Source organism: Cellulosimicrobium sp. NPDC057862 (genome assembly GCF_042797035.1).
Taxonomy (GTDB): Bacteria; Actinomycetota; Actinomycetes; order Actinomycetales; family Cellulomonadaceae; genus Cellulosimicrobium.
Map to the genome: position 1 here is coordinate 1 of NZ_JBHVMH010000018.1, position 20,608 is coordinate 20,608.

Annotated in this window: 22 protein-coding genes and 2 tRNA genes; 10 read left to right on the top strand and 14 right to left on the bottom strand. The window is 73.8% G+C overall.

The features are described from left to right. Positions 1 to 59: 59 nt before the first annotated feature. Together leuD and leuC are read right to left on the bottom strand one after the other, a co-directional pair. Positions 60 to 698: a 3-isopropylmalate dehydratase small subunit gene (leuD, locus tag ACFVN3_RS17515; protein WP_378234224.1), complete on the bottom strand. Its 639-nt coding sequence runs from the start codon at positions 696 to 698 to the stop codon at positions 60 to 62. 56 nt (positions 699 to 754) lie between these two features. Then, positions 755 to 2,236 (bottom strand): 3-isopropylmalate dehydratase large subunit, encoded by a 1,482-nt coding sequence (leuC, locus tag ACFVN3_RS17520; protein ID WP_378234296.1) that lies wholly within the window; start codon positions 2,234 to 2,236, stop codon positions 755 to 757. Between the two features lie 179 nt (positions 2,237 to 2,415). Between leuC and ACFVN3_RS17525 the strand changes: the two genes are divergently transcribed. The 3 genes from ACFVN3_RS17525 (at position 2,416) to ACFVN3_RS17535 (ending at position 4,563) form a co-directional block, all read left to right on the top strand. After that, the gene (locus ACFVN3_RS17525; RefSeq protein ID WP_024840729.1) at positions 2,416 to 3,135 is read left to right on the top strand and encodes an IclR family transcriptional regulator; all 720 of its coding nucleotides are present in this window, start codon (positions 2,416 to 2,418) and stop codon (positions 3,133 to 3,135) included. A gap of 280 nt (positions 3,136 to 3,415) precedes the next feature. Beyond that, positions 3,416 to 3,583: a hypothetical protein gene (locus ACFVN3_RS17530; RefSeq protein ID WP_168731655.1), complete on the top strand. Its 168-nt coding sequence runs from the start codon at positions 3,416 to 3,418 to the stop codon at positions 3,581 to 3,583. Positions 3,584 to 3,585: 2 nt separating this feature from the next. Beyond that, positions 3,586 to 4,563 (top strand): PH domain-containing protein, encoded by a 978-nt coding sequence (locus ACFVN3_RS17535; RefSeq protein WP_378234226.1) that lies wholly within the window; start codon positions 3,586 to 3,588, stop codon positions 4,561 to 4,563. A gap of 200 nt (positions 4,564 to 4,763) precedes the next feature. Here ACFVN3_RS17535 and ACFVN3_RS17540 read toward each other — a convergent pair. Beyond that, positions 4,764 to 4,836 (bottom strand) — tRNA-Glu (locus ACFVN3_RS17540). 99 nt (positions 4,837 to 4,935) lie between these two features. Beyond that, positions 4,936 to 5,007 (bottom strand) — tRNA-Gln (locus ACFVN3_RS17545). A 201-nt stretch (positions 5,008 to 5,208) separates the two neighbouring features. Between ACFVN3_RS17545 and ACFVN3_RS17550 the strand changes: the two genes are divergently transcribed. Continuing rightward, complete coding sequence (locus ACFVN3_RS17550; RefSeq protein WP_378234227.1) at positions 5,209 to 5,988, top strand: class I SAM-dependent methyltransferase; 780 nt, start codon at positions 5,209 to 5,211, stop codon at positions 5,986 to 5,988. Next, positions 5,985 to 6,623, top strand: a complete 639-nt coding sequence (locus ACFVN3_RS17555) for a hypothetical protein (protein ID WP_378234229.1) — start codon at positions 5,985 to 5,987, stop codon at positions 6,621 to 6,623. Before ACFVN3_RS17550 ends, ACFVN3_RS17555 begins: the two co-directional genes overlap by 4 nt. 29 nt (positions 6,624 to 6,652) lie before the next feature. Here ACFVN3_RS17555 and ACFVN3_RS17560 read toward each other — a convergent pair whose 3' ends face one another. Next, the gene (locus ACFVN3_RS17560) at positions 6,653 to 7,579 is read right to left on the bottom strand and encodes a LysR family transcriptional regulator (RefSeq protein WP_378234230.1); all 927 of its coding nucleotides are present in this window, start codon (positions 7,577 to 7,579) and stop codon (positions 6,653 to 6,655) included. A gap of 70 nt (positions 7,580 to 7,649) precedes the next feature. Here ACFVN3_RS17560 and ACFVN3_RS17565 point away from each other — a divergent pair, with 70 nt between their 5' ends. Further along, positions 7,650 to 8,837 (top strand): YeiH family protein, encoded by a 1,188-nt coding sequence (locus ACFVN3_RS17565; protein WP_378234231.1) that lies wholly within the window; start codon positions 7,650 to 7,652, stop codon positions 8,835 to 8,837. A 93-nt stretch (positions 8,838 to 8,930) separates the two neighbouring features. Here ACFVN3_RS17565 and ACFVN3_RS17570 read toward each other — a convergent pair whose 3' ends face one another. The 6 genes from ACFVN3_RS17570 to ACFVN3_RS17595 all read right to left on the bottom strand — a co-directional run bounded on the left by ACFVN3_RS17570 (position 8,931) and on the right by ACFVN3_RS17595 (position 14,007). Next, positions 8,931 to 9,731: an HAD family hydrolase gene (locus ACFVN3_RS17570; protein WP_378234232.1), complete on the bottom strand. Its 801-nt coding sequence runs from the start codon at positions 9,729 to 9,731 to the stop codon at positions 8,931 to 8,933. Further along, positions 9,728 to 11,230, bottom strand: a complete 1,503-nt coding sequence (gene gltX, locus ACFVN3_RS17575; protein WP_378234233.1) for a glutamate--tRNA ligase — start codon at positions 11,228 to 11,230, stop codon at positions 9,728 to 9,730. The genes ACFVN3_RS17570 and gltX overlap by 4 nt, the downstream gene beginning before the upstream one ends. Before the next feature lie 65 nt (positions 11,231 to 11,295). Beyond that, positions 11,296 to 11,535 (bottom strand): hypothetical protein, encoded by a 240-nt coding sequence (locus ACFVN3_RS17580; RefSeq protein ID WP_378234235.1) that lies wholly within the window; start codon positions 11,533 to 11,535, stop codon positions 11,296 to 11,298. Positions 11,536 to 11,639: 104 nt separating this feature from the next. Then, on the bottom strand, positions 11,640 to 12,170 hold the full coding sequence (locus tag ACFVN3_RS17585) for a hypothetical protein (protein ID WP_378234237.1): 531 nt from the start codon (positions 12,168 to 12,170) through the stop codon (positions 11,640 to 11,642). Between the two features lie 95 nt (positions 12,171 to 12,265). After that, positions 12,266 to 13,048, bottom strand: coding sequence for a fumarylacetoacetate hydrolase family protein (locus ACFVN3_RS17590; RefSeq protein ID WP_378234239.1), 783 nt, complete (start codon positions 13,046 to 13,048; stop codon positions 12,266 to 12,268). 68 nt (positions 13,049 to 13,116) lie between these two features. Continuing rightward, a complete protein-coding gene (locus ACFVN3_RS17595; RefSeq protein ID WP_378234241.1) occupies positions 13,117 to 14,007 on the bottom strand; it encodes a methyltransferase domain-containing protein in 891 nt (296 codons plus the stop codon). Positions 14,008 to 14,147: 140 nt separating this feature from the next. Between ACFVN3_RS17595 and ACFVN3_RS17600 the strand changes: the two genes are divergently transcribed. From ACFVN3_RS17600 to ACFVN3_RS17610, 3 genes are all read left to right on the top strand, one after another. Next, positions 14,148 to 15,368, top strand: a complete 1,221-nt coding sequence (locus ACFVN3_RS17600) for a heparan-alpha-glucosaminide N-acetyltransferase domain-containing protein (RefSeq protein ID WP_378234242.1) — start codon at positions 14,148 to 14,150, stop codon at positions 15,366 to 15,368. A 9-nt stretch (positions 15,369 to 15,377) separates the two neighbouring features. Next, positions 15,378 to 16,382, top strand: coding sequence for an aldo/keto reductase (locus tag ACFVN3_RS17605; protein WP_378234243.1), 1,005 nt, complete (start codon positions 15,378 to 15,380; stop codon positions 16,380 to 16,382). 66 nt (positions 16,383 to 16,448) lie between these two features. Further along, positions 16,449 to 16,829, top strand: coding sequence for an MmcQ/YjbR family DNA-binding protein (locus ACFVN3_RS17610; RefSeq protein WP_378234244.1), 381 nt, complete (start codon positions 16,449 to 16,451; stop codon positions 16,827 to 16,829). Positions 16,830 to 16,847: 18 nt separating this feature from the next. On the opposite strand, the gene ACFVN3_RS17615 is transcribed toward ACFVN3_RS17610, so the two are convergent. Both ACFVN3_RS17615 and ACFVN3_RS17620 read right to left on the bottom strand, forming a co-directional pair. After that, entirely contained in the window at positions 16,848 to 17,780 is a 933-nt protein-coding gene (locus tag ACFVN3_RS17615) for a hypothetical protein (RefSeq protein WP_378234245.1), read from the bottom strand. 29 nt (positions 17,781 to 17,809) lie between these two features. Next, the gene (locus ACFVN3_RS17620; protein ID WP_378234246.1) at positions 17,810 to 18,880 is read right to left on the bottom strand and encodes a hypothetical protein; all 1,071 of its coding nucleotides are present in this window, start codon (positions 18,878 to 18,880) and stop codon (positions 17,810 to 17,812) included. Between the two features lie 211 nt (positions 18,881 to 19,091). Here ACFVN3_RS17620 and ACFVN3_RS17625 point away from each other — a divergent pair, with 211 nt between their 5' ends. Beyond that, positions 19,092 to 20,075, top strand: a complete 984-nt coding sequence (locus ACFVN3_RS17625; RefSeq protein WP_378234247.1) for a 3-methyladenine DNA glycosylase — start codon at positions 19,092 to 19,094, stop codon at positions 20,073 to 20,075. Between the two features lie 21 nt (positions 20,076 to 20,096). Here the strand turns inward: ACFVN3_RS17625 and ACFVN3_RS17630 are convergent, their stop codons facing one another. Beyond that, positions 20,097 to 20,579, bottom strand: a complete 483-nt coding sequence (locus ACFVN3_RS17630; protein WP_378234248.1) for a hypothetical protein — start codon at positions 20,577 to 20,579, stop codon at positions 20,097 to 20,099. Positions 20,580 to 20,608 lie beyond the last annotated feature (29 nt).

Here is a 20,608-nt window from a genome sequence, read left to right on the forward strand (position 1 = left end):
CCGGGGAGCCGACGACGCATCATCGGCTCCCCGGCGCCCGCCTCCCGGCGAGAGCTCCGTCAGTCGACGGGGCGCGCCGCCTCGATCTCGACCTTGGGCAGCGTCTTCGCCGGCAGCGTCTTGGGGCGCCACGACGCACGCGTCGCCTCGAACGCGGAGATCTCGTCCTCGTGCTGGAGGGTCAGGCCGATGTCGTCCAGGCCCTCCATGAGGCGCCAGCGCGTGTAGTCGTCGATCTGGAACGGCACGGTGACGTCCTGCGCGGACGCGGTGCGGTTGACCAGGTCCACGGTCACCTCGGTGCCGGGGTTGGTCTCGAGGATCTTCCAGAGGAGCTCGATGTCCTCCTGCGCGACGATCCCGGCGACGAGGCCCTGCTTGCCGGAGTTGCCGCGGAAGATGTCGGCGAAGCGGGACGCGAGGACGACGCGGAAGCCGTAGTCCTTGAGCGCCCAGACGGCGTGCTCGCGCGATGAGCCAGTGCCGAAGTCGGGCCCGGCGACGAGGACGGAGCCCGCGCGGTAGGCGTCCTGGTTGAGGACGAACGTGGGGTCTCCGCGCCAGGCGGCGAACAGCGCGTCCTCGAACCCCGTGCGCGTCACGCGCTTGAGGTAGACGGCGGGGATGATCTGGTCGGTGTCGACGTTGCTGCGGCGCAGCGGGACGCCGACGCCGGTGTGGGTCGTGAACTTCTCCATGACGGAACCTCTTCGGGTCTTCGGGGCGACGAGTGGGGCAGCGCGGTGCGGGTGGCTCAGACCTGCACGAGGACGTGCGGGTCGAGCGGCGCGAGCGGCGTGCCGTCGAAGGACGTGATGTCGGTACCCTCGGGCAGGTCGAGGTCGCTCAGCGAGGAGAGCGTCCCGCGGAGCGCGGTGGCGGCGGCGACGAGCGGCGACACGAGGTGCGTGCGCCCGCCCTTGCCCTGGCGGCCCTCGAAGTTGCGGTTCGAGGTCGAGGCCGCCCGCTCGCCCGGCTGGAGCTGGTCAGGGTTCATGCCGAGGCACATCGAGCAGCCCGCGTTGCGCCACTCGGCGCCGAAGTCGAGGAAGATCTTGTCGAGGCCCTCGGCCTCGGCCTGGAGGCGCACGCGCGCGGACGCCGGGACGACGAGGACGCGGACGCTGTCGGCCTTCTGCTTGCCCTGGACGACCTTGGCGACGGAGCGCAGGTCCTCGATGCGGCCGTTGGTGCACGACCCGATGAACACGGTGTCCACGGACACCTCGCGCAGCGGCTGGCCGGGCGTGAGGCCCATGTACTCGATCGCGCGCTCGGCGGCGACGCGCTCGTTCTCGTCCGCGATCTCCTCGGGGACGGGCACGGTCGCGGAGATCGGCAGACCCTGGCCCGGGTTGGTGCCCCAGGTGACGAAGGGCTCGAGGTCGGACGCGCGGAGCGTGACCTCGGTGTCGAACACGGCGTCGTCGTCGGAGCGCAGCGTGCGCCAGTACTCGACGGCCGCGTCCCAGTCGGCGCCCTCGGGCGCGTGCGGGCGGCCCTTGAGGTACTCGAACGTCGTGTCGTCCGGGGCGATCATGCCGGCGCGGGCGCCCGCCTCGATCGACATGTTGCAGATCGTCATCCGCGCCTCCATGGAGAGGCTGCGGATGGCCTCGCCGCGGTACTCCAGGACGTAGCCCTGGCCGCCGCCGGTGCCGATCTTGGCGATGATCGCGAGGATGATGTCCTTGCTCGTCGCGCCCGGGGGCAGCTCGCCGTCGACGTTGATCGCCATCGTCTTGAAGGGCGCGAGCGGGAGCGTCTGGGTCGCCATGACGTGCTCGACCTCGGACGTGCCGATGCCGAACGCGAGCGCGCCGAACGCCCCGTGCGTGGAGGTGTGCGAGTCGCCGCACACCACCGTCAGGCCTGGCATGGTGAGCCCGAGCTGCGGCCCGACCTGGTGCACGATGCCCTGGTCCGCGTCGCCGAGCGAGTGGATGCGGACGCCGAACTCGCGCGCGTTGTTGCGCAGCGTGTCGATCTGCGTGCGGCTCGTGAGGTCCGCGATCGGCAGGTCGATGTCGAGCGTCGGGGTGTTGTGGTCCTCGGTCGCGATCGTGAGGTCGGGACGGCGGACCTGGCGGCCCGCGAGGCGCAGCCCCTCGAACGCCTGGGGGCTGGTGACCTCGTGCACGAGGTGGAGGTCGATGTAGAGGAGGTCAGGCGACCCGTCGGTGCCTCGTCGCACCAGGTGCGCGTCCCAGACCTTCTCCGCCAGCGTGCCGGCCATGTAGCTCATCTCCTCGTCGTCTGTCACGGTGCTCCTGGGGGGTATGGAGCACCGCCTGGGTCGATCGTCCGCCGTCCGGCAGCCTGCCGGGGAGAACGTCCAGCGGGTGGAACATCCGTGCCGGACCTGCATCTCAGTTCTGGCTTGCATCTCAGAGCATGAGACGTCAATATCGACCTATGGACAATACTAGCGGAGTCGGAGTGCTGGACAAGGCGGCCTCCGTCCTGGGCGCCCTGGAGTCCGGACCGGCCACCCTCGCCCAGCTCGTCACGGCCACCGGCCTGGCCCGCCCGACGGCGCACCGCCTCGCGGTCGCGCTCGAGCACCACCGCATGGTCGCGCGCGACATGCAGGGCCGTTTCGTCCTCGGCCCGCGGCTCAACGAGCTCGCCACGGCCGCCGGCGAGGACCGCCTGCTCGCCGCCGCGAACCCCGTGCTCACCGCCCTGCGCGACCACACGGGCGAGAGCGCCCAGCTCTACCGTCGCCAGGGCGACCACCGCATCTGCGTCGCGGCCGCCGAGCGCCCGGTGGGCCTGCGCGACTCGATCCCGGTCGGCGCGACGCTCACGATGAACGCGGGCTCCGCGGCGCAGATCCTGCTCGCGTGGGAGGAGCCCGACCGCCTCCACCGCGGCCTGCGCGAGGCGGTCTTCACGGCCACGATCCTCTCGGGCGTCCGACGCCGCGGCTGGGCCCAGTCCGTCTCCGAGCGCGAGCTCGGCGTCGCCTCGGTGTCCGCACCGGTCCGCGGGCCGTCCGGCCGCGTCGTCGCCGCGGTCTCCATCTCCGGCCCGGTCGAGCGCCTGAGCCGCCAGCCCGGCCGCCTGCACTCCGGCTCGGTCGTCGCCGCGGCGAACCGCCTCACCGAGGTGCTGCGCCGCGCCGGCGAGTAGCGGGAGAGCGCGCCGAACCCGGGGACACGGTCGGGTTCGGCCGTCGAGCCCGGCGACAGCCCCGGGTTCGGCGCGCATCGCGGTCGGCGGGCACGGTCGGCCCCCGGGGCACGACGTCGCGCCGGGTCGGTGTCGGTCGGCGTGCCGCGGGCCGCAAACGGGACGCGCCCTGTCAAAATGTCACCGGCTGCTGCCATGCTGTGCGTGCCCTGGCGCCGGACGGCCCGGTGGCGGCAGGGGGCGAGCCTGACCGTCCGAACCCGAGACACGAGGAGTCCCGATGCATCCGAAGGTGAAGATGACCCTGATCTGGGTGCTCGTGATCTTCGCCGTATACGCGGTCATCAGGAGCCCCGACCGCGCCGCCGACATCGTCGAGGGCATCTGGGACGTCATCGTCGGCGCCTTCAGCTCCATCGGCCAGTTCTTCAACTCGCTCCTGGACTGACCGTGGCCCGCGGCCGTCCCCGCAGCAAGATCCTCGACCGCTACGTGCTGAGCGGCGAGCGGGTCGTGGTGGCCACGCGCCACCACTGGGGGATGCTGCTCGAGCCCGTCGCCACCACCGTCGCGGGAGCGGTCGTCGTCGCCTGGCTCGTCGTGCAGGCCGGTCCCGCCGTCGGGGACGGCGTGCTGTTCCTGTGGTGGCTGTGGCTGATCCTCGCCGGGCGACTGGTGTGGAAGGTCTTCGAGTGGCGCAACGAGTGGTTCGTCGCCACCGACAAGCGCCTGCTCCTGCTGTACGGGCTCATCACGCACAAGGTCGCGATGATGCCGCTCACCAAGGTCACGGACATGAACTACGGGCGCTCGCCGGTCGGGCGCGTGTTCGGCTACGGGCAGTTCCTCCTGGAGTCCGCCGGACAGGACCAGGCGCTGCGCCAGATCGACTGGGTCTCGCACCCCGACTCCACGTACCGGCTCCTGTGCGACACGCTCTTCACACCGGGCAGCCGCCCCGGCACCCCGCCCGGGGGTGGCGCGAACCCGTCGCCGGCACCGCCGAGCGTCGTCGCGCCGGTGCCCGTCCCGCCGTCGGGACCGCGCGCCCCGCAGCCGGCCGAGCCCCCGCCCGTCGCCCCCGCTCCGGCGTGGGACGGGCGCAGCCCCGCGACGACGCCTCCCGTACCCGCCCCGCCCCGCGCCGACGAGCCGGTGGTCGTCGTGCCGGGCCGGCCCGTCGGGGAGTCGAGCGGCCCGACCCAGCCGCTCCCCGTCAGCGGGCGCCGAGAGAGCGCGCGGCACGACGCCGGGCACGACCGCGCGCACGACCGCGGGGACGACGAGGCCCACGGGGACGACGAGCCGGGCTGGGCGGTCTCCGGGGAGCACCGGGCGACCTACGTGCCGGTCATCCACCCGCGCCCCACGCCGACGCCGATCCCGAAGCCCTACGAGCCGGGCCCGGGTCGCGACGGCGCGCCCTGACGGCGTCGCGGCGAGCTCACGATCGCGGGCTGACGGTTCCGTCGTGCCAGCACGACGATCGGCCTCCAACGACCGCGGGCTGCGACCTTCGTCACACGGGCGCACGCCAGCACCACGACGTATCGCGTCACGCGTTCGGTGACGAGTCTGCGCCCATGACAAAGGCCCGGTCACCGTGATGGTGACCGGGCCTTTCTCTGTACCCCCAACGGGATTTGAACCCGTGTTACCGCCGTGAGAGGGCGACGTCCTAGGCCGCTAGACGATGGGGGCCTGTGGATCTCCGTACCGTTTCCGGTCCGTTTCTCCGTCGAGAACTCTACCTCATGTTTCGCGCGGTCTTGACCGCTCGACCTGAGCCGGAGCTCTTCGCTGGGGTACCAGGACTCGAACCTAGACTAAGTGAACCAGAATCACTCGTGCTGCCAATTACACCATACCCCAAGGGGGTAACCAGCCACTGTCGGAGAGCCGTCGCGACGAGTCGAGACTCGTCCCCTGGCTCCCTCCCGTGGAGGTCCCACCGGCCGAGAACATTACCGGACATGACGACGCGGGCCAAATGCGACCCGAACCGCCGGGTCGGGGGCGCGGAGGTGCGCCTCCGGGTCGACGCGCACCACCGCCGTCTGGCACCGTCGAGACATGAGCGCAGGAGACTCCCCCGACCCCGGCTCGCGCGCCGACCGCGCCGCGTCGTTCGAGCAGGGCGCCGCCCAGTACGCGTCCACGCGACCGTCCTACCCGGACGAGGCGGTCGACTGGCTCCTGCCCGACGGCGCACGCCGCGTCCTCGATCTCGCGGCAGGTACGGGGAAGCTCACCGAGCGGCTCGTCGCCCGCGGGCTGGACGTCGTCGCCGTCGAGCCCTCGGACGCGATGCGCGCGCGCCTCGCAGAGTCCGCCCCGGGCGCACAGGCCCTGCCCGGCTCCGCCGAGGCGATCCCGCTCCCCGACGCGAGCGTCGACGCCGTGCTCGTCGCCCAGGCGTGGCACTGGTTCTCCCCTGCCGCCCAGCCGGAGATCGCGCGCGTGCTGCGCCCCGGCGGCCGCCTCGGCATCGTGTGGAACGTGCGGGACGACGCGGTCGACTGGGTCGGCCGCTTCACCGAGGTCATCCACCGAGGCGACACCCTCGAGCACAGCTACCGCGAGCCCGTGCTCGCCGCGCAGCTCTTCACCCCGCCCGAGCACCGCACGGTGCCCTGGGCCGACCGCGTCCCGACGTCGTCCCTCCGCCCGCTCGCCGCGTCGCGCAGCTACCTCCTGACGCTTCCCGACGCACGCCGGGAGGAGCTGCTCGGCGAGATCGACGACCTCGTCGCGACGCACCCGGCGCTCGCGGGGCGCACCGACGTGGACCTGCCGTACCTCGCCGAGTGCTGGCGGGCCGACACGCTCACGACGGCGTCGGACGACGCGTGAGCGCCCGCACCGGCCGCTCCCCCGACGCCGTCACCGGCGACGACGTCCGGACGGCGACGCGCTGGCTCGCGGACCACCTGGTGCAGCACCCGGTCACCGCGTTCGACGCGCAGGCCGGCCCCGTCCGGTGGTCGTGCTGGACGACGACGGAGCACGTCGTGGACGACCTGCTCGCCTACGCCCTCCAGCTCGCCGCGCTCCCGCGCCTGGCGTACGTCCCGCTCGTCGGGCCGCGCGGGGAGGACGAGATCGCGCACGTCGACCGCGCCGCGGGGACGGCGGGCCTGCGCGAGGCGCTGCTCGGCAGCGGCGAGCTGCTCGCGACCCTCGCCGAGACCCGGCCGGTGGCCGCGCGCGCCTACCACCCCTACGGGACCTCCGACGCCGCCGGCTTCGCGGCGATGGGCGTCGTCGAGGTCCTCGTGCACGGCCACGACGTCCTGCTCGGGCTCGCGGGCGAGCACCTACCGTTCCCCGCGGGCCTCGCGCCGCGGGTGCTCGTCCGGCTCTTCCCGGACGTCGAGCCCGTACCGGACGACGACCCGGACCTCCTGCTCCTCTGGGCGACCGGGCGCGGCGAGCTGCCCGGCCGACGGCAGCGCACGCGCTGGCGCTGGGACGCGTCGGTGCGCTGAGGCGCCGCGGCGCCCCGGGCCGGAGCCGGTCAGCCCGACGAGACTGCCGCCGCGGCCGCGATACGGCGCGCGGCCGAGGAGAGCGCGGTGCCGTCCTTCCACACCATGCGCAGGCGTCGGTCGAGCTCGAGCCCCGGGACGGCGACCCGGACCAGCGCGCCACGCGCGACGTCGTCGGCGACGGCGAGGCTCGACAGGACCGCGACAGCACCGCCGTGCTGCACGGCGGTCTTGAGCGCCGCCGTCGAGCCGAGGTAGGGCAGATGGTCGGGCAGCCGCTCGCCGACCGCCGCGAGGCCGCGCTCGAGCGTCTCGCGCGTCCCCGAGCCGCGCTCGCGCACCACCAGCCCGCCCGAGAGCAGCTCGTCGACCCGCAGCGCGCTCCGACGTGCCCACCGGTGCGCCGGCCCGACCACGACGACGAGCCGGTCGTGCGCGACGGTGCGGCTGCGCAGCCCGCGACGCAGCGTCGCGCTCTCGACGAAGCCCAGCTCGACGGCGGCGTCGAGGACGAGGTCGGTCACCTCGCGCGAGTTGCGGACGACGAGCTCGACGTCCGGTGCTCCCCCGCCCGGGCCGGACCCCTCGAGCGCCAGGCGCGCGAGCCAGCGCGGCGCGAGGTACTCGGCGACCGTGAGGCTCGCCGCGACGCGCACCCGGGCGGCGGGGGCGTCCCGGAGCGCGGCGACCGACGTCTCGAAGCGGTCCGACGCCTCGATCACCTCGCGCGCCCACGCGGCGGTGGCGCGGCCCGTCTCCGTCAGGCGGGAGCCGCGCGTCGTGCGCTCGAGGAGCTCGAGCCCGAGGCGGCGCTCCAGGGCCCGCAGGCCCGCCGACGCCGTCGGCTGCGCGACCCCGAGCGCCCGCGCCGCGGCGCTGATCGAACCGTGCGAGTCGGTCGCGACGAGCAGCTCGAGCGCGGAGAGCGACGTCCGGTCGCGAGAGGTCGTGGCCATAGGTCCACTCTATGGGTTGCGAGGCAGTTCGCCCTTCCGCGGCGTCGCGGCGCGCAGCAGGCTCGTGAGCATGGCCCCTCCCGCACCCCGCACGACCACCACCCCACGACCCGTCGCGACGGCGCGCACGTCGCGCCGCGCTGCGGGCTCCCGTGCGCTGCTGCCCGGGCTCGGGCTGGTCGCCGCGGCGACGGTCGTCGTGCTGCTCGGGGCGCGGCTCGTGCCGACGGTGTCCCCGCTCGTCGTCGCCCTCGTGCTCGGCGCGCTCGTCGCGCCGGTGCTGGGGCGGGCGGGCAGGACCCGCCGCGGGGCCGTGGCGGTCGCGGCGACCCGACCCGGAGTCGCGTGGACGTCGCGCGTCGTCCTGCGCACGGGCGTCGTGCTGCTCGGGTTCCAGCTCTCGGTGCCCGAGGTCCTCGGGCTGGGCTGGCGCGGGCTCGTCGTCGTCGCGACGACCCTCCTCGTCACCTTCACCGGCACGCTCGCGCTCGGTCGCGCGCTCCGGGTGCCGCGCGTCACGACGCTGCTCGTCGCGACCGGGTTCTCGGTCTGCGGGGCCGCGGCGATCTCGGCGATGCAGGGCGTCGTCGCCGGCCCCGGGCGCACACCTGGGCAGGTCCGCGAGGACGACGACGGCGTCGCCGCGTCCCTCGCGCTCGTCACCGTCTACGGCACGCTCGCGATCGTCGCGCTGCCGTGGCTCGCCGCGCTGGTCGGGCTCACCGACGACCAGGCCGGGCTGTGGATCGGCGCGAGCGTGCAGGAGGTCGCCCAGGTCGTCACTGCCGCCGGGACGATCTCCGACCCCGCCCTCGCGACCGCCACGGTCGCCAAGCTCGCGCGCGTCGCCCTCCTCGCCCCGCTCGTCGCCGTGGCGGGGGTCGTCGTCGCCCGCGGCGCGCGGCGCGCAGCCCTCGCCCGGGTCGGCTCGGCCGGTCCGGACCACCCCGGCGCCGCCGGCACGGTTACGGACCCGACGGCGGACACCGCCACGCCGCGGGTCGCGCCGGTGCCGTGGTTCGTCGTCGGGTTCGTGGCAGCGGTGGCGCTGCGCAGCCTGGGCGTCGTGCCGGCCCCGCTGCTCGCCGCGCTCGCGACCGCGACGACGGTCGCGTTCGTGGCAGCGATGTTCGCGCTCGGGCTGGGCGTGGACGTGCCCTACCTGCTGCGCACGGGGAGGCGCGCGCTCGTCCTCGGCGGGCTTTCGGCGCTCCTCGTCACGACGACGGCGCTCGTCGGCGTCGTGCTCCTCACCTGAGCTCCGCTCGCACGACGTAGAGGCCTGGTGCCGCGAGGTAGAGGCACGGTCATGACCTGGCCACTACCTGCCTCTACCTCGTCCGACCGGGGTCTACCTCGGCGCGGGGGCCTCGGCCGGGGTGGGGACGGCGACGCCGAGCGTCGCGGGCAGGTCGGCCAGGCCGTGGACGACGTGCACGCCCGACGCGCGGGCCGACGTCGGGTCCTCGGGGTGCGGACCGCCGCGGCGGGTGCCGGGGCGGTCGAGCCAGACCCCGACCAGCCCGGCCGCGCGCGCGGCGCGCGCGTCGACGTCGAGCTCGTCGCCGACGTACGCCGTGCGGGCCGGGTCGGTGCCGAGCCGTGCGCACGCCTCGGCGAACACGCGCGGGTCGGGCTTGCCGAAGCCGAGCGTGTCGACGCCGACGAGCAGCGGGACGTCGGGCAGGCCCGCTGCGGCGAGCTTGCGGGTCTGGAGCTCGACGCGCGCGTTCGTCAGGGACCCGACACGGACCCCCGCCGCGACGAGCGCGTCCACGACCGGGCGCGCGTCCTCGAACCCCGTCCACGCGGCCTCGAACGTGCCCCAGAAGAGGTCCTTCCAGTCCACGTACGCGGCGTCGTCGAGCAGCTCGCCGCCGAACGTCGCCTGGAGCTCGTTGGCGCGCGCCATGCGCTGCGCGTCGAAGTCCACCTCGCCGCGCGTGTACGCGCGGTAGTGGCCGTTCGGGTCGGAGCGCCACAGCGCGAGGACCTCGTCGTACCGGTCCTCGGGCAGGTGCGGCAGCCACACGCGCGACGCCGCGGTGATCGCCGCGGCGAACGCGGCGCGCGTGTCGACGAGCGTGTCGTCGACGTCGAACAGGACGCCCTCGAGCGGATCGGCGGCCGCCGCGACGTCGCGGTCCGTCACAGCGCGTCCCGCAGGCGCACGAGGCGCTCCAGGGTCGAGCCCTTGCCGAGCAGCTCCATCGACTCGAACAGCGGCGGGGAGACGCGACGGCCCGTGAGCGCGACGCGCAGCGGCGTGAACGCGAAGCGCGGCTTGACGCCCATCCCCTCGACGATCGCGTCGCGCAGGCGCTCCTCGATCGCCGCGGTGACGAACTCGCCGTCCTGGAGCACGTCGAGCGCGGTGATCGCGGCGGCGAGGATGTCCTTCGCGTCGTCGCGCAGGGCGCCGCGCGCGTCGTCCTCGACCGTGAGCGCGTCGTCGGCCGTGAAGAGGAAGCCGAGCATCCCGACCGACTCGCCGAGCAGCACCATGCGCTCCTGGACGAGCGGCGCGGCCGCCGTGAGGATCTCCTGGTTGCGCGGGGACAGGTCGGCGAACGAGTCCGCGGGAACCAGGCCGCCCGCGTGCAGGTACGGGACGAGGCGGTCACGGAAGTCCTCCGGCGCGAGCAGGCGCACGTGCGTCGCGTTGATGGCCTCCGCCTTCTTGAGGTCGAAGCGCGCCGGGTTGGGCAGGACGTCGTGGACGTCGAACGCCTCGACCAGCTCGGTGACGGTGAAGATGTCGTGGTCCGGCGAGATGGACCAGCCGAGCAGCGCGAGGTAGTTGAGCAGGCCCTCGGGCGTGAAGCCGCGCTCACGGTGCAGGAACAGGTTGGACTCGGGGTCGCGCTTGGAGAGCTTCTTGTTGCCCTCGCCCATGACGTACGGCAGGTGGCCGAACTCCGGCATCACCTCGGCCACGGCGATCTCGAGCAGCGCCCGGTACAGCGCGATCTGCCGCGGCGTGGAGGACAGCAGGTCCTCGCCGCGCAGCACGTGCGTGATCCCCATGAGCGCGTCGTCGACCGGGTTGACGAGCGTGTAGAGCGGCTGGCCGTTGCCGCGCACGAGCGCGTAGTCCGGGACCGAGCCGGCCTTGAACGTGATCTCGCCGCGGACGAGGTCGGTGAACGTGATGTCCTCGTCGGGCATGCGCAGGCGCAGCACGGGCTCGCGACCCTCGGCGCGGAACGCGGCCTTCTGCTCGTCCGTGAGGGTGCGGTCGAAGTTGTCGTACCCCTTGGTCTTGACGCCCGCGGCGGCGTTGCGCGCGTCGGACTCCTCGGGGGTCGAGAACGACTCGTACACGTACCCACCCTCGACGAGCCGCGCGATGACGTCCTGGTAGATGTCCGCGCGCTGCGACTGCCGGTACGGCTCGTGCGGGCCGCCGACCTCGACGCCCTCGTCCCAGTCGAGCCCGAGCCAGCGCAGCGCGTCGAGGAGCTGCTGGTAGCTCTCCTCGCTGTCGCGCGCGGCGTCGGTGTCCTCGATGCGGAACACGAACGTGCCGCCGGTGTGCCGCGCGTACGCCCAGTTGAACAGCGCGGTGCGGATGAGCCCGACGTGCGGCGTCCCGGTCGGGGACGGGCAGAAGCGGACGCGGACGGGCGAGGAGCCAGGTGCGGGGATCACGGTGCCAGCGTAGTTGCCCGACGCCGCCCGTCGCCCGGGCGTCCGGCGTCGCCTGCGCCGTCGTCTCAGTCGCGCGTGGCTGGGTCCGCAGTGGGCGCAGGGCGCATGACGGTGTCGTCGACGGTTCGACCGGTCACGCAACGATCGAAGTCGTGGAGCCAGTCGCGGAAGTCGTCGACGGTGTAGTCACCAGTGATCCCGGGTGGGAATGGCTCAGCACCGGCGAGGCGGTCGAGAGCTTCTTGGATGCACTCGTCGTAGCTTTGCGAGTCCCGGGCGAGGTACTCCCACGCCCAGTCGCTCACGTCGTCGCGGGAGCGCGATTCGTCCACGAGCCCGCGCAGAGCCGCCCGCGTCTCCTCCCGTGTCGGATATCCGCGTGCCACACCGTGCTTGCTGGACGTCCCCATCAGACGAAGACCCGCTCGTCGCCCGACGCATGCCAGACAACGATCCGATTGCCCTCCTCGACGCGAGACCGGCGAGCACCGACCGACTCCAGGAGCACCCAGAGATCTGTCTCGTCGAGCTCGAGCCTTGCCGTGCCAACCAGGGCGAGTGCACTCCCCACCGCGGTGTTGCGCAGGAGGATGATGTCGCGCTCTCCGTCCGGATCGTCGTCGAACCGCACGTACAGGTCCTCGAGCCCCGGCTCGGCGGGCGTCACCTCGACGGAGGCGACGCCAGGGATCGCGAGGATGTCGTCGGCTGTGAGGAGAACAGGGACAGCCGCCTCATCTCCGTCCGGCGCGCCGCCCGCACCTGATGCTCGTCCGCCGTCGGCAGAGCGAGCGACCGGATCGCTCAGCGACCGCGTGCGCACGAGGACGACGAGGCCGCCGATCACGGCGCCGACGAGGGCGCAGACCGGGACGCTGACGATCGCGAGGACGATCCCGTACGACAAGGCCTCCCCGGTGGGGACGCCCCCGGCGAGCACGGAGAGGACCACGAGCACGACGACGGCCGCGCACGGCACGACCGCGCCCCAGCCGGCTCCTCGCGCGACGGTCCGACCGGGGGCAGGTCGCACGCTCAGGCCCGTCGGACGACCGGGTTGCTCAGGACGCCGATCCCCTCGACCTCGCACTCGACACGGTCGCCGACGTCGATCCGGCCCACGCCCGCGGGCGTGCCGGTGAGGATGACGTCGCCCGGCAGGAGGGTCATCGCCTCGGAGATGTACGACACCAGGAACGGGATGTCGAAGATCATGTCGCTCGTGCGGCCGTCCTGCTTCACCTCGCCGTTGACGCGGCTGCGGACGCCGACGTCCTCGGGGTTGAGGTCGGTGTCGATCCACGGGCCGAGCGGGCACGACGAGTCGAAGCCCTTCGCGCGCGCCCACTGGCCGTCGGTGCGCTGGGCGTCGCGCGCCGTGACGTCGTTCGCGACCGTGTAGCCGAGCACATAACCGGGCGCGGCCTCGGGCGAGACGTCTTTGGCGAGCCGGCCGATGACGATCGCGAGCTCCGCCTCGTAGGAGACCTCCTGCGAGAAGTCGGGCAGGACGATCGGGTCGTCCGGGCCGACGACCGAGGTGTTCGGCTTGAGGAACAGCAGCGGGCTCGTGGGGACGGCGTTGCCCATCTCCTTCGCGTGGTCGGCGTAGTTGCGGCCGACCGCCACGATCTTCGAGCGCGGGATCACCGGCGCGAGGAGCCGGACGCCGTCGCCCAGCTCGATGCGCTCGCCCGTCGGCGTGACGGGCATGTACAGCGGGTCGCCCGTGAGGACCGCGAGGTACGTGCGGTCCCCCTCCTGCTGGACGAGGGCGTAGCGGGGGTCGTCTCCGGTGGTGAATCTCGCGATGCGCACGGGCCCAGGCTATCCGGCCCGCGCCCGCGCGACCGAGGAGCGCCCTGCCGCGAGCAGCGCCCGCGCCGTCACGCCCGGGCGAGGACCTCGCCGTTGAGGACCGCGAACCAGCCGGCGGGCTCCTCGGCCCAGCGCAGCCAGTCCTGCGCGAGCTGCTCGAGCGCGACGTCGTCCGCGAGCGCCGACTCCTTCGCCTGCACCGCGAAGTTCGAGGCGACACAGCGCTCGGCCCACAGCCCGCCCCACCACGTGCGGTCGGCCGGGGTCGCGTAGCACCACGTGCTCGCGGTGGGCACGATCCCGTCGAGGTCGAACCCTGCGTCCTGGACCCACGAGAACAGGCGACGACCGGCGTCGGCCTCGAACCCGTACGCGTGCGTGACCTCGTGGTAGAGCGTGTTCCACTCCGTCAGGCCCGGGGACTCGGGGTACCAGGTCATGGCGGCGTAGTCGGCGTCGCGCACGGCGACGAGCCCGCCGGGCTTGGCGACCCGCTTCATCTCGCGCAGCGCGCCGACCGGGTCGGACAGGTGCTGGAGGAGCTGGTGCGCGTAGACGACGTCGAACGTGCCGTCCGCGAACGGCAGCTCGTACGCGTTCGCGTGCTGGAAGGTGATGTTCGCGGTGCCGCGCTGGGCGGCGAGCTCGCGCGCGCTCTCGAGGACGGCCTCGGACGCGTCGACCCCGACGACGCGTCCCCCGGCGACGCGGTCGGCGAGGTCGACGGTGACCGTCGCCGGGCCGCAGCCCACGTCGAGGACGCTCATGCCCGCGCGCAGGTGCGGCAGGAGGAACCCGGCCGAGTTCTCGGCGGTGCGCCACCGGTGCGAGCGCAGCACGGACTCGTGGTGCCCGTGCGTGTACGACTCGGACTCCTGCGCGGGGTCGCTCCCGGCCCCGGTGGGGGCGTCGGCGGGGTGGTCGGCGGCCGCGTCGGCGCCGTGGGGGGTGTGCGTCATACCCGCACCGTAGGCCGGACGTGCATCGTTCTCGACCCCGTTCTCACACTCTGGGCGCGCGGTCCGTGCACGGGTCGCGTCGTCGTCCGCTCCGGCGTGGCGGCCGGGTGGGAGCCCGCCCGCGCACGGACAATCCCCCCATGACGGCCGCGACCGGCACGACTCCCGCCCCCGGCGAACCCGCTCGCCCCTCCCCCGGGTTCGCGCGCCGCCACGCCGCGCTCCTGCTCGGCGGCCCGGGCCGCGTCACCGGCCTCGACGTCGCGCGCGGGATCGCGGTCCTCGGGATGTTCACTGCCCACGTGGGGTACACCTCCGAGGACTTCGGCGAGGTCTCCGGCTGGCTCTCGCTGTCGCACGGGCGGTCGTCGATCCTCTTCGCGCTCGTGGCGGGGGTGTCGCTCGCGATCGTCTCGGGAGGGCGGACGCCCCTCGACGGGCTCCCCGCGCTCCAGAGCCGCACCCGCATCCTCGTGCGCGCCGTCATGCTCCTCGGGCTCGTGGGCCTGCTGGACCTGCTCGGGACGCGCGTGCTCCTCATCCTCGGCTTCTACGCCGCGTACTTCGTGCTCGCCCTGCCGTTCCTGCGCTGGCGCCGCCGCGACCTGCTCGTGCTGGCCGGGGCGGTGGCGGTGGTCGGTCCCGTGCTCGCGTACTGGCTCCCCGAGGTGCTCGCGCGCGCCGGGCTGCACCTGCCCGACGACGGGTCGGGGGCGCTGACCGACTTCGTCGTGTCCGGGCACTACCCCGCGATCGTGTGGATGGCGTACGTGCTGGTCGGGATCGCGATCGGTCGCTCCGACCTGTCCTCGGCCGCCACGCGCGTCGGGCTCGTGGGCGGCGGGCTGCTCGCGGCGGGGATCGGCTACGGCGTCTCGGCGTCGATGACCGGGCCGCTCGGCGGGGCGCAGGCGGTCGAGGACGCCGCCGCTGCGTGGTCGAGCAGCTTCCGGCCCGAGCCGCTCGGCTGGTCCGACCCGTGGCCCACGAGCGCGTACCTGTGGCTCGCTGGCCCGCACACCGACACTCTGCCGGAGGTCGTGGGGTCGGGCGGGTTCGCCGTCGCGGTGCTGGGTCTGTGCCTGTTCGCGGGCCGGGTCGGGCGCTGGGTGCTCGCACCGGTCGCCGCGGTCGGTGCCATGGCGCTCACGGTCTACTCGGCGCAGATCGTCGTGCTGTGGGCGTGGGGCGACGCGGCCTACGAGCAGACGACGAACGGTCCGCTCCTCGCGCTCGTCCTCGCCACGCTCGCGGTCGCGACGCTGTGGCGCTGGGCGCTGGGGCGCGGGCCGCTCGAACGGCTCTTCGCCGCGGTCGCGGCGCGTGCGTCGGCGGTCACGGCCGCCCGCGGCGCGTCGTAGGGTCGCCGCATGACTGCGAACGACGCAACCCCGCCCCGCCCCGCCCTGCGCCGCCTCGGCCGGTCCGGACTGGCCGTGTCCGCCGTCGGGCTGGGCTGCAACAACTTCGGCCGCCCGCACACGGTGACCGAGACGCTCGAGGGGACGCGCGCCGTCGTCGACGCCGCGCTCGACGCGGGGGTGACGTTCTTCGACACGGCCGACACGTACGGGGGCCGCCCCGGACTGAGCGAGGAGCTGCTCGGCCAGGCGCTCGGGTCTCGCCGCGACGACGTCGTGGTCGCGACGAAGTTCGGCATGTCGATGCGCGGCGCCGCGGGCGACGACTTCGACGCGCGCGGGTCGCGGCGCTACGTCGTGCGCGCCGTCGAGGACTCGCTGCGCCGCCTCGGCACGGACCGCATCGACCTCTACCAGTTCCACACCCCCGACCCGCGGACACCGATCGAGGAGACGCTCGCCGCGCTCGACGACCTCGTGCGCGCGGGCAAGGTGCTCTACGTCGGGCACTCCAACCGGGCCGGGTGGCAGGTCGCCGAGGCCGAGTTCACCGCCCGCGCCGCCAGGACCGTGCGCTTCGTGTCCGCGCAGAACCACTACAACCTCGTCGACCGCGGTGCCGAGCTCGAGGTGCTGCCCGCCGCGGCCGCGTACGGGCTCGGGGTGCTCCCCTACTTCCCGCTCGCGAACGGCCTGCTCACGGGCAAGTACGCGCACGGCGCGCGGCCCGACGACGGCCGCCTCGTCACGACGAAGCCGCACCTCCTGGAGTCGGCACCCTGGGAGGCGCTCGCGCGCCTCGGCGCGTTCTGCCAGGTGCGCGGGATCACCGAGGTCCAGGTCGCGTTCGGGTGGCTGCTGTCTCGCCCGCAGGTCTCGAGCGTCATCGCCGGGGCGACGAAGCCCGAGCAGGTGCGGCAGAACGCCGCGGCGGGCGCCTGGACCCCCACGGCCGACGACCTGGCCGAGCTCGACGAGATCTTCCCCCCGCTCGGGAAGGTCGCGCCCTTCTGACGCACCGCGGCCGGCCAGGCAGCCGATCGTGTGGTCCGTCGTCGACGGGCGGCCTACCGTGGAGGCATGGCCTCGTGGGAGGACGTCGAACGGATCGTGTCGGTGCTGCCGGACACGGACCTCAAGGGTCCGCGGCAGTGGACCGTGCACGGGAAGCTGTTCGTCTGGGAGCGGCCCCTGCGCGCGAAGGACCTCGACGAGCTCGGCGACGCCGCGCCCGCCGAGCCGCCCGTCGCGTTCCGCGTCGCCGACGAGGGCGAGAAGGCAGCGCTGCTCGGCGACGACCCCGCGGTCTTCCTCACGACGAGCCACTTCGACGGGTACCCGATCGTGCTCGCGCGGCTCGACCGCGTCACCGTGCCGGAGCTCGAGGAGCTGCTGCAGGACGCGTGGCTCTCGCGCGCCCCGAAACGACTCGCGCAGGAGTACCTCGACCGGACGGAGTGATGCCCGGCGTACGCGGGGTCACCAGGAGAACACGGCCACCGCGTAGTTCGCCCAGGTCGGCTCGAGCCCGACGACGACGTCCTCGGGGTCGTACACGTTGTACACGAGGTCCCACTCGGCGCTCGTGCCGCGGGCGATCGTGTCCGGGTCGTCGAGCAGCACGTCGGGGGCGTAGTCGAAGACCCTGCGGGCGACGAGCCCGCCCGACACGGGCTGGAGGTCGAGCCCGCCCGGGTCGACCTCCTGACCGGTGCCGTTCGTGACCCGCACGCGGAGGCGGACCGCGTGCGGGTGGTCGTCCTCGCGCACGGAGGCGTCCTCGGTCGGCGTGTACGGCTGCGGCGCCGAGACCGAGACGACGAGGCCGTCCGTGTAGCGCACGGACTCCCCGTACCAGACCCGGTCCGAGGCGGCGCCGATCTCGGGACCCTCGTCGTAGCCGCCACCCAGCGGGTACCCGCGCAGGGAGCTGCCGAGACCGTACCCGGTCCCGCCGCCCGTCATGACGTCGACCGTCACCCAGGCGGTGAGCACCACGGTGCCGGTGAGGAGCGCGACGAGCGCACGGGTCGCGCCGGCCACGCCGCGCGTGCCGCGCCGCCACACGACCGCACCCACCACGACCACCGCGGCGCCCGCGACCGCGTAGAGGCCCCCGACGTGCGCCCAGCCGCGCCGCGCCGTCACGGTCTCGGTGACGAGCACGGCGACGACGAGGAGGACGCCGAGCGTCGCGGCCACGAGCGCGGCCGTCGCCCACGACCACCGCCCACGAGGCTGCGCCGTCGCAGCGGCCGGAACGGGGTCGCCCTCGCCGGGTGCAGGTGGCGGCGCCGGAGCCTCGGGGTCCGGCGAGCCGCCGCGCTCGGCGGCAGCCGGCTCGGCCCCGGGCGCCGTGCCCCAGGCAGGCTCGGACGTCCTCGCCCCGGGCGAGGTCGTGGGGTCCTCCACGTTCGGTGCTCCGTTCCGCATCGCCCTCGTCAGTACGCGCTCGCCTGCGTCACCTCGAACGTGGCCGTCTTCATGGCCTCGAGGTTCTCGGCGTCGATGAAGTCGAAGATCTCCACGGTCTCGGAGGCACCCGGCTCCAGCGTCTCCGAGTACGCCCAGTCGCTCTCGATCACGGTGCCGTCGGCGGCGACCGCGTCCACGTCGATGTCGAACGTGAGGGGCTCGTCGGACGTGTTGGTGAACGTGACCGGGAGCGAGGACTCGACCCAGCCGAGCTCGTCGGCCGTGCCCTCGAAGGTGCCGAACTCGACGCCGAGGTCGTTGGCGAGGACGTCCTCGGTGGCCTCGCCGAACGCGCGGTCGGAGTCCTCCTGGATCTCGGACAGCGTCTGCTCGTACTGCGTCGACGCCTCGTTCGCCGCGACGACGAAGACCACCCACATGAGGATCGTCGCCAGGACGGACAGCACGCCGAGCACGATCGCCGTGATCGAGAAGCCCTTGCCCGACCGCCCCTGCTTCACCTGCGACAGCCCGACGAACCCGAGCACGACCCCGGTGATGCCGAGCAGGGCCGCGAAGATGTTGACGAACGGGATCCAGCTCCCGAGGAAGCCGAGGATCGCCAGGACGAAGCCGACGATCGCGACCGTGCTCGTCGCCGGGGCGGGCGCGGTGTACGCCGAGTAGCCGTTGCCGTACGGGCTGCCGTACGGCTGCTGCGCCGGGTCGCCGTAGGGCTGGCCGTACGCCTGCTGCGCGGGGTCCGGGTACGGCTGCGGGTAGGGCTGCTGCGCGGGGTCGCCGTACGGCTGGCCGTACCCGGGCTGCTGGCCGTACGCCTGCTGCTGGTCCGCGCCGTACGCGGGCGCCTGGCCGCCGTAGGGTGCCTGGCCCGCGCCGTAGGGAGCCTGCTCCGGCGCCGCACCGTAGCCCGGGGCGGCGTACGCGCCGTCCGCCGAGCCGTACGGCTGCGTCGGCGCCTCGCCCTGCGGCGCCCAGGCGTCGTGCGACGGCGCCTGCTGCCCGGGCTCGGCGCCGTGCGGCCGGTAGGGGTCGAACTGGTACGGGTCCTGCGGTGCCGTGGGCGGCTGCGACATGGTGCTCCTCCGCGGCGTCGCCGCGAGATCGGTCCAACGGGTCGGGTGGCCGGTCGACGGGAGGTCGTCCGGTCGGGCGTGCCGGGCCTTCACAGCACGTTCACGAGCATTCTTCCCGCTCGCGCCCACATCGGGAAAACGTCCGCCCGGGTGAAACCGTCTCGTCGGCCGGCTCGTCGGCGCCGCCCCAGCGCTCTCGTACCCTGGAACCGTGCCCCCGACCGACACCGCGACCGCCCCGACGACCGACGTCGTCGGACCGGTCGTGCTCGCGGCCGAGGCATGGACGGCGCGCGAGCACGCCCACGCGGAGCGGGCGGACGCGTTCACCGCCGGGTGGCGCGAGCGCAAGCCGCGCGGCGAGAAGCACGCGATCGAGGACTTCCTCTTCACCTACTACCCCACACGCCCGGCGCAGCTCCGCCGCTGGCACCCGGGCCCCGGCGTCGTGCTCGCCCGGCCGGCGGGCCACGTGCCCGCCCCCGAGAGCGCACCTCGGCCCGACGACGCGCCCGCCGACCCGTACACGGTGCGCGGCGCGTGGCGGTGGTACCGCGAGACCCCCGCCGGACTGACGCTCGACACCGACGCGTTCCTCGCCGACCGCGGCGACACGGTGCGCTACCTGCACGCCCTGCTCGCCGCCACGGCCTCGCGGCCCGGCCGGTTCGGGTGCTTCGGGCTGCACGAGTGGGCGATGGTCTACCGCGACCGGGCCACCGGCCGCGACCACCGGCACCCGCTGCCGCTGCGCCTCGGGCACGACGGCACCGACCGCGTCGTCGAGTCCCACCCGGTGCAGTGCTCGCACTTCGACGCGTTCCGCTTCTTCACCCCCGAGGCCGGCCCGCTCAACCGCCTGCGGCCGACGCGCGAGACCCAGCCCGCCCTGGAGCAGCCCGGCTGCCTGCACGCGACCATGGACCTCTACAAGTGGGCCCTCAAGCTCACCCCCGCCGTGCCGGGCGACCTCGTTCTCGACTGCTTCGAGCTCGCGCGCGACGTCCGCGTCGTCGACATGCGGGCGTCGCCCTACGACGTGTCGTCGTACGGGCTCGACCCCGTCGCGATCGAGACGCCCGAGGGCAAGGCCGAGTACGTGCGCCACCAGCGCGAGTTCGCCGAGCGCGGCGCGGTCCTGCGCGCGCGTCTGCTCGACGCGTGCCGCAGCCTGCTCGGTGAGACCGGGACGTAGCGCGTCTACCCGGGCTGCGCGCTACGTCGTCCCCAGGTCTTCCCGGATGAGTCGGAGGATCCTCTTGCTCTCGACGCGGAACCTCGCGTTGGCGGCGGCGACCATCTCCGGGTCGATGTCGTCGCCGTCGCCACTCTCCGTGAACGTGACGCGCAGGCTCTCCACCGCTTCGGCCACCTGCGCGGAGCCCTCCACCGCGACGCGAGACTCGGCGGCCAGCCGTGCGTCGAAGAGCGCATCGAGCTGTCGTGCGAGCTCGTCGGCTCGGTCGGACTCTCCGTCGACGCTCAGCTCCGTCGAGAGTCGCGCGAGAACCATCCGGGTCCGGGAGTTGACCTCGATGTAGTCGGCGTAGGCGCTACGCCGGAGCTCGTCGCGACGCACCCGTTCTGCCACGTCCGCCTGCCGCTGCGCGGAGCGTGACTGCACCCACCCGCTGCTCAGCGAACCAGCGAGGACACCGACGATCCCGAGCAGGGCCGGCAGCCAGACCGACGCTTCCATGTGCCGCAACGTAGCAGGGCGCGTCGGGG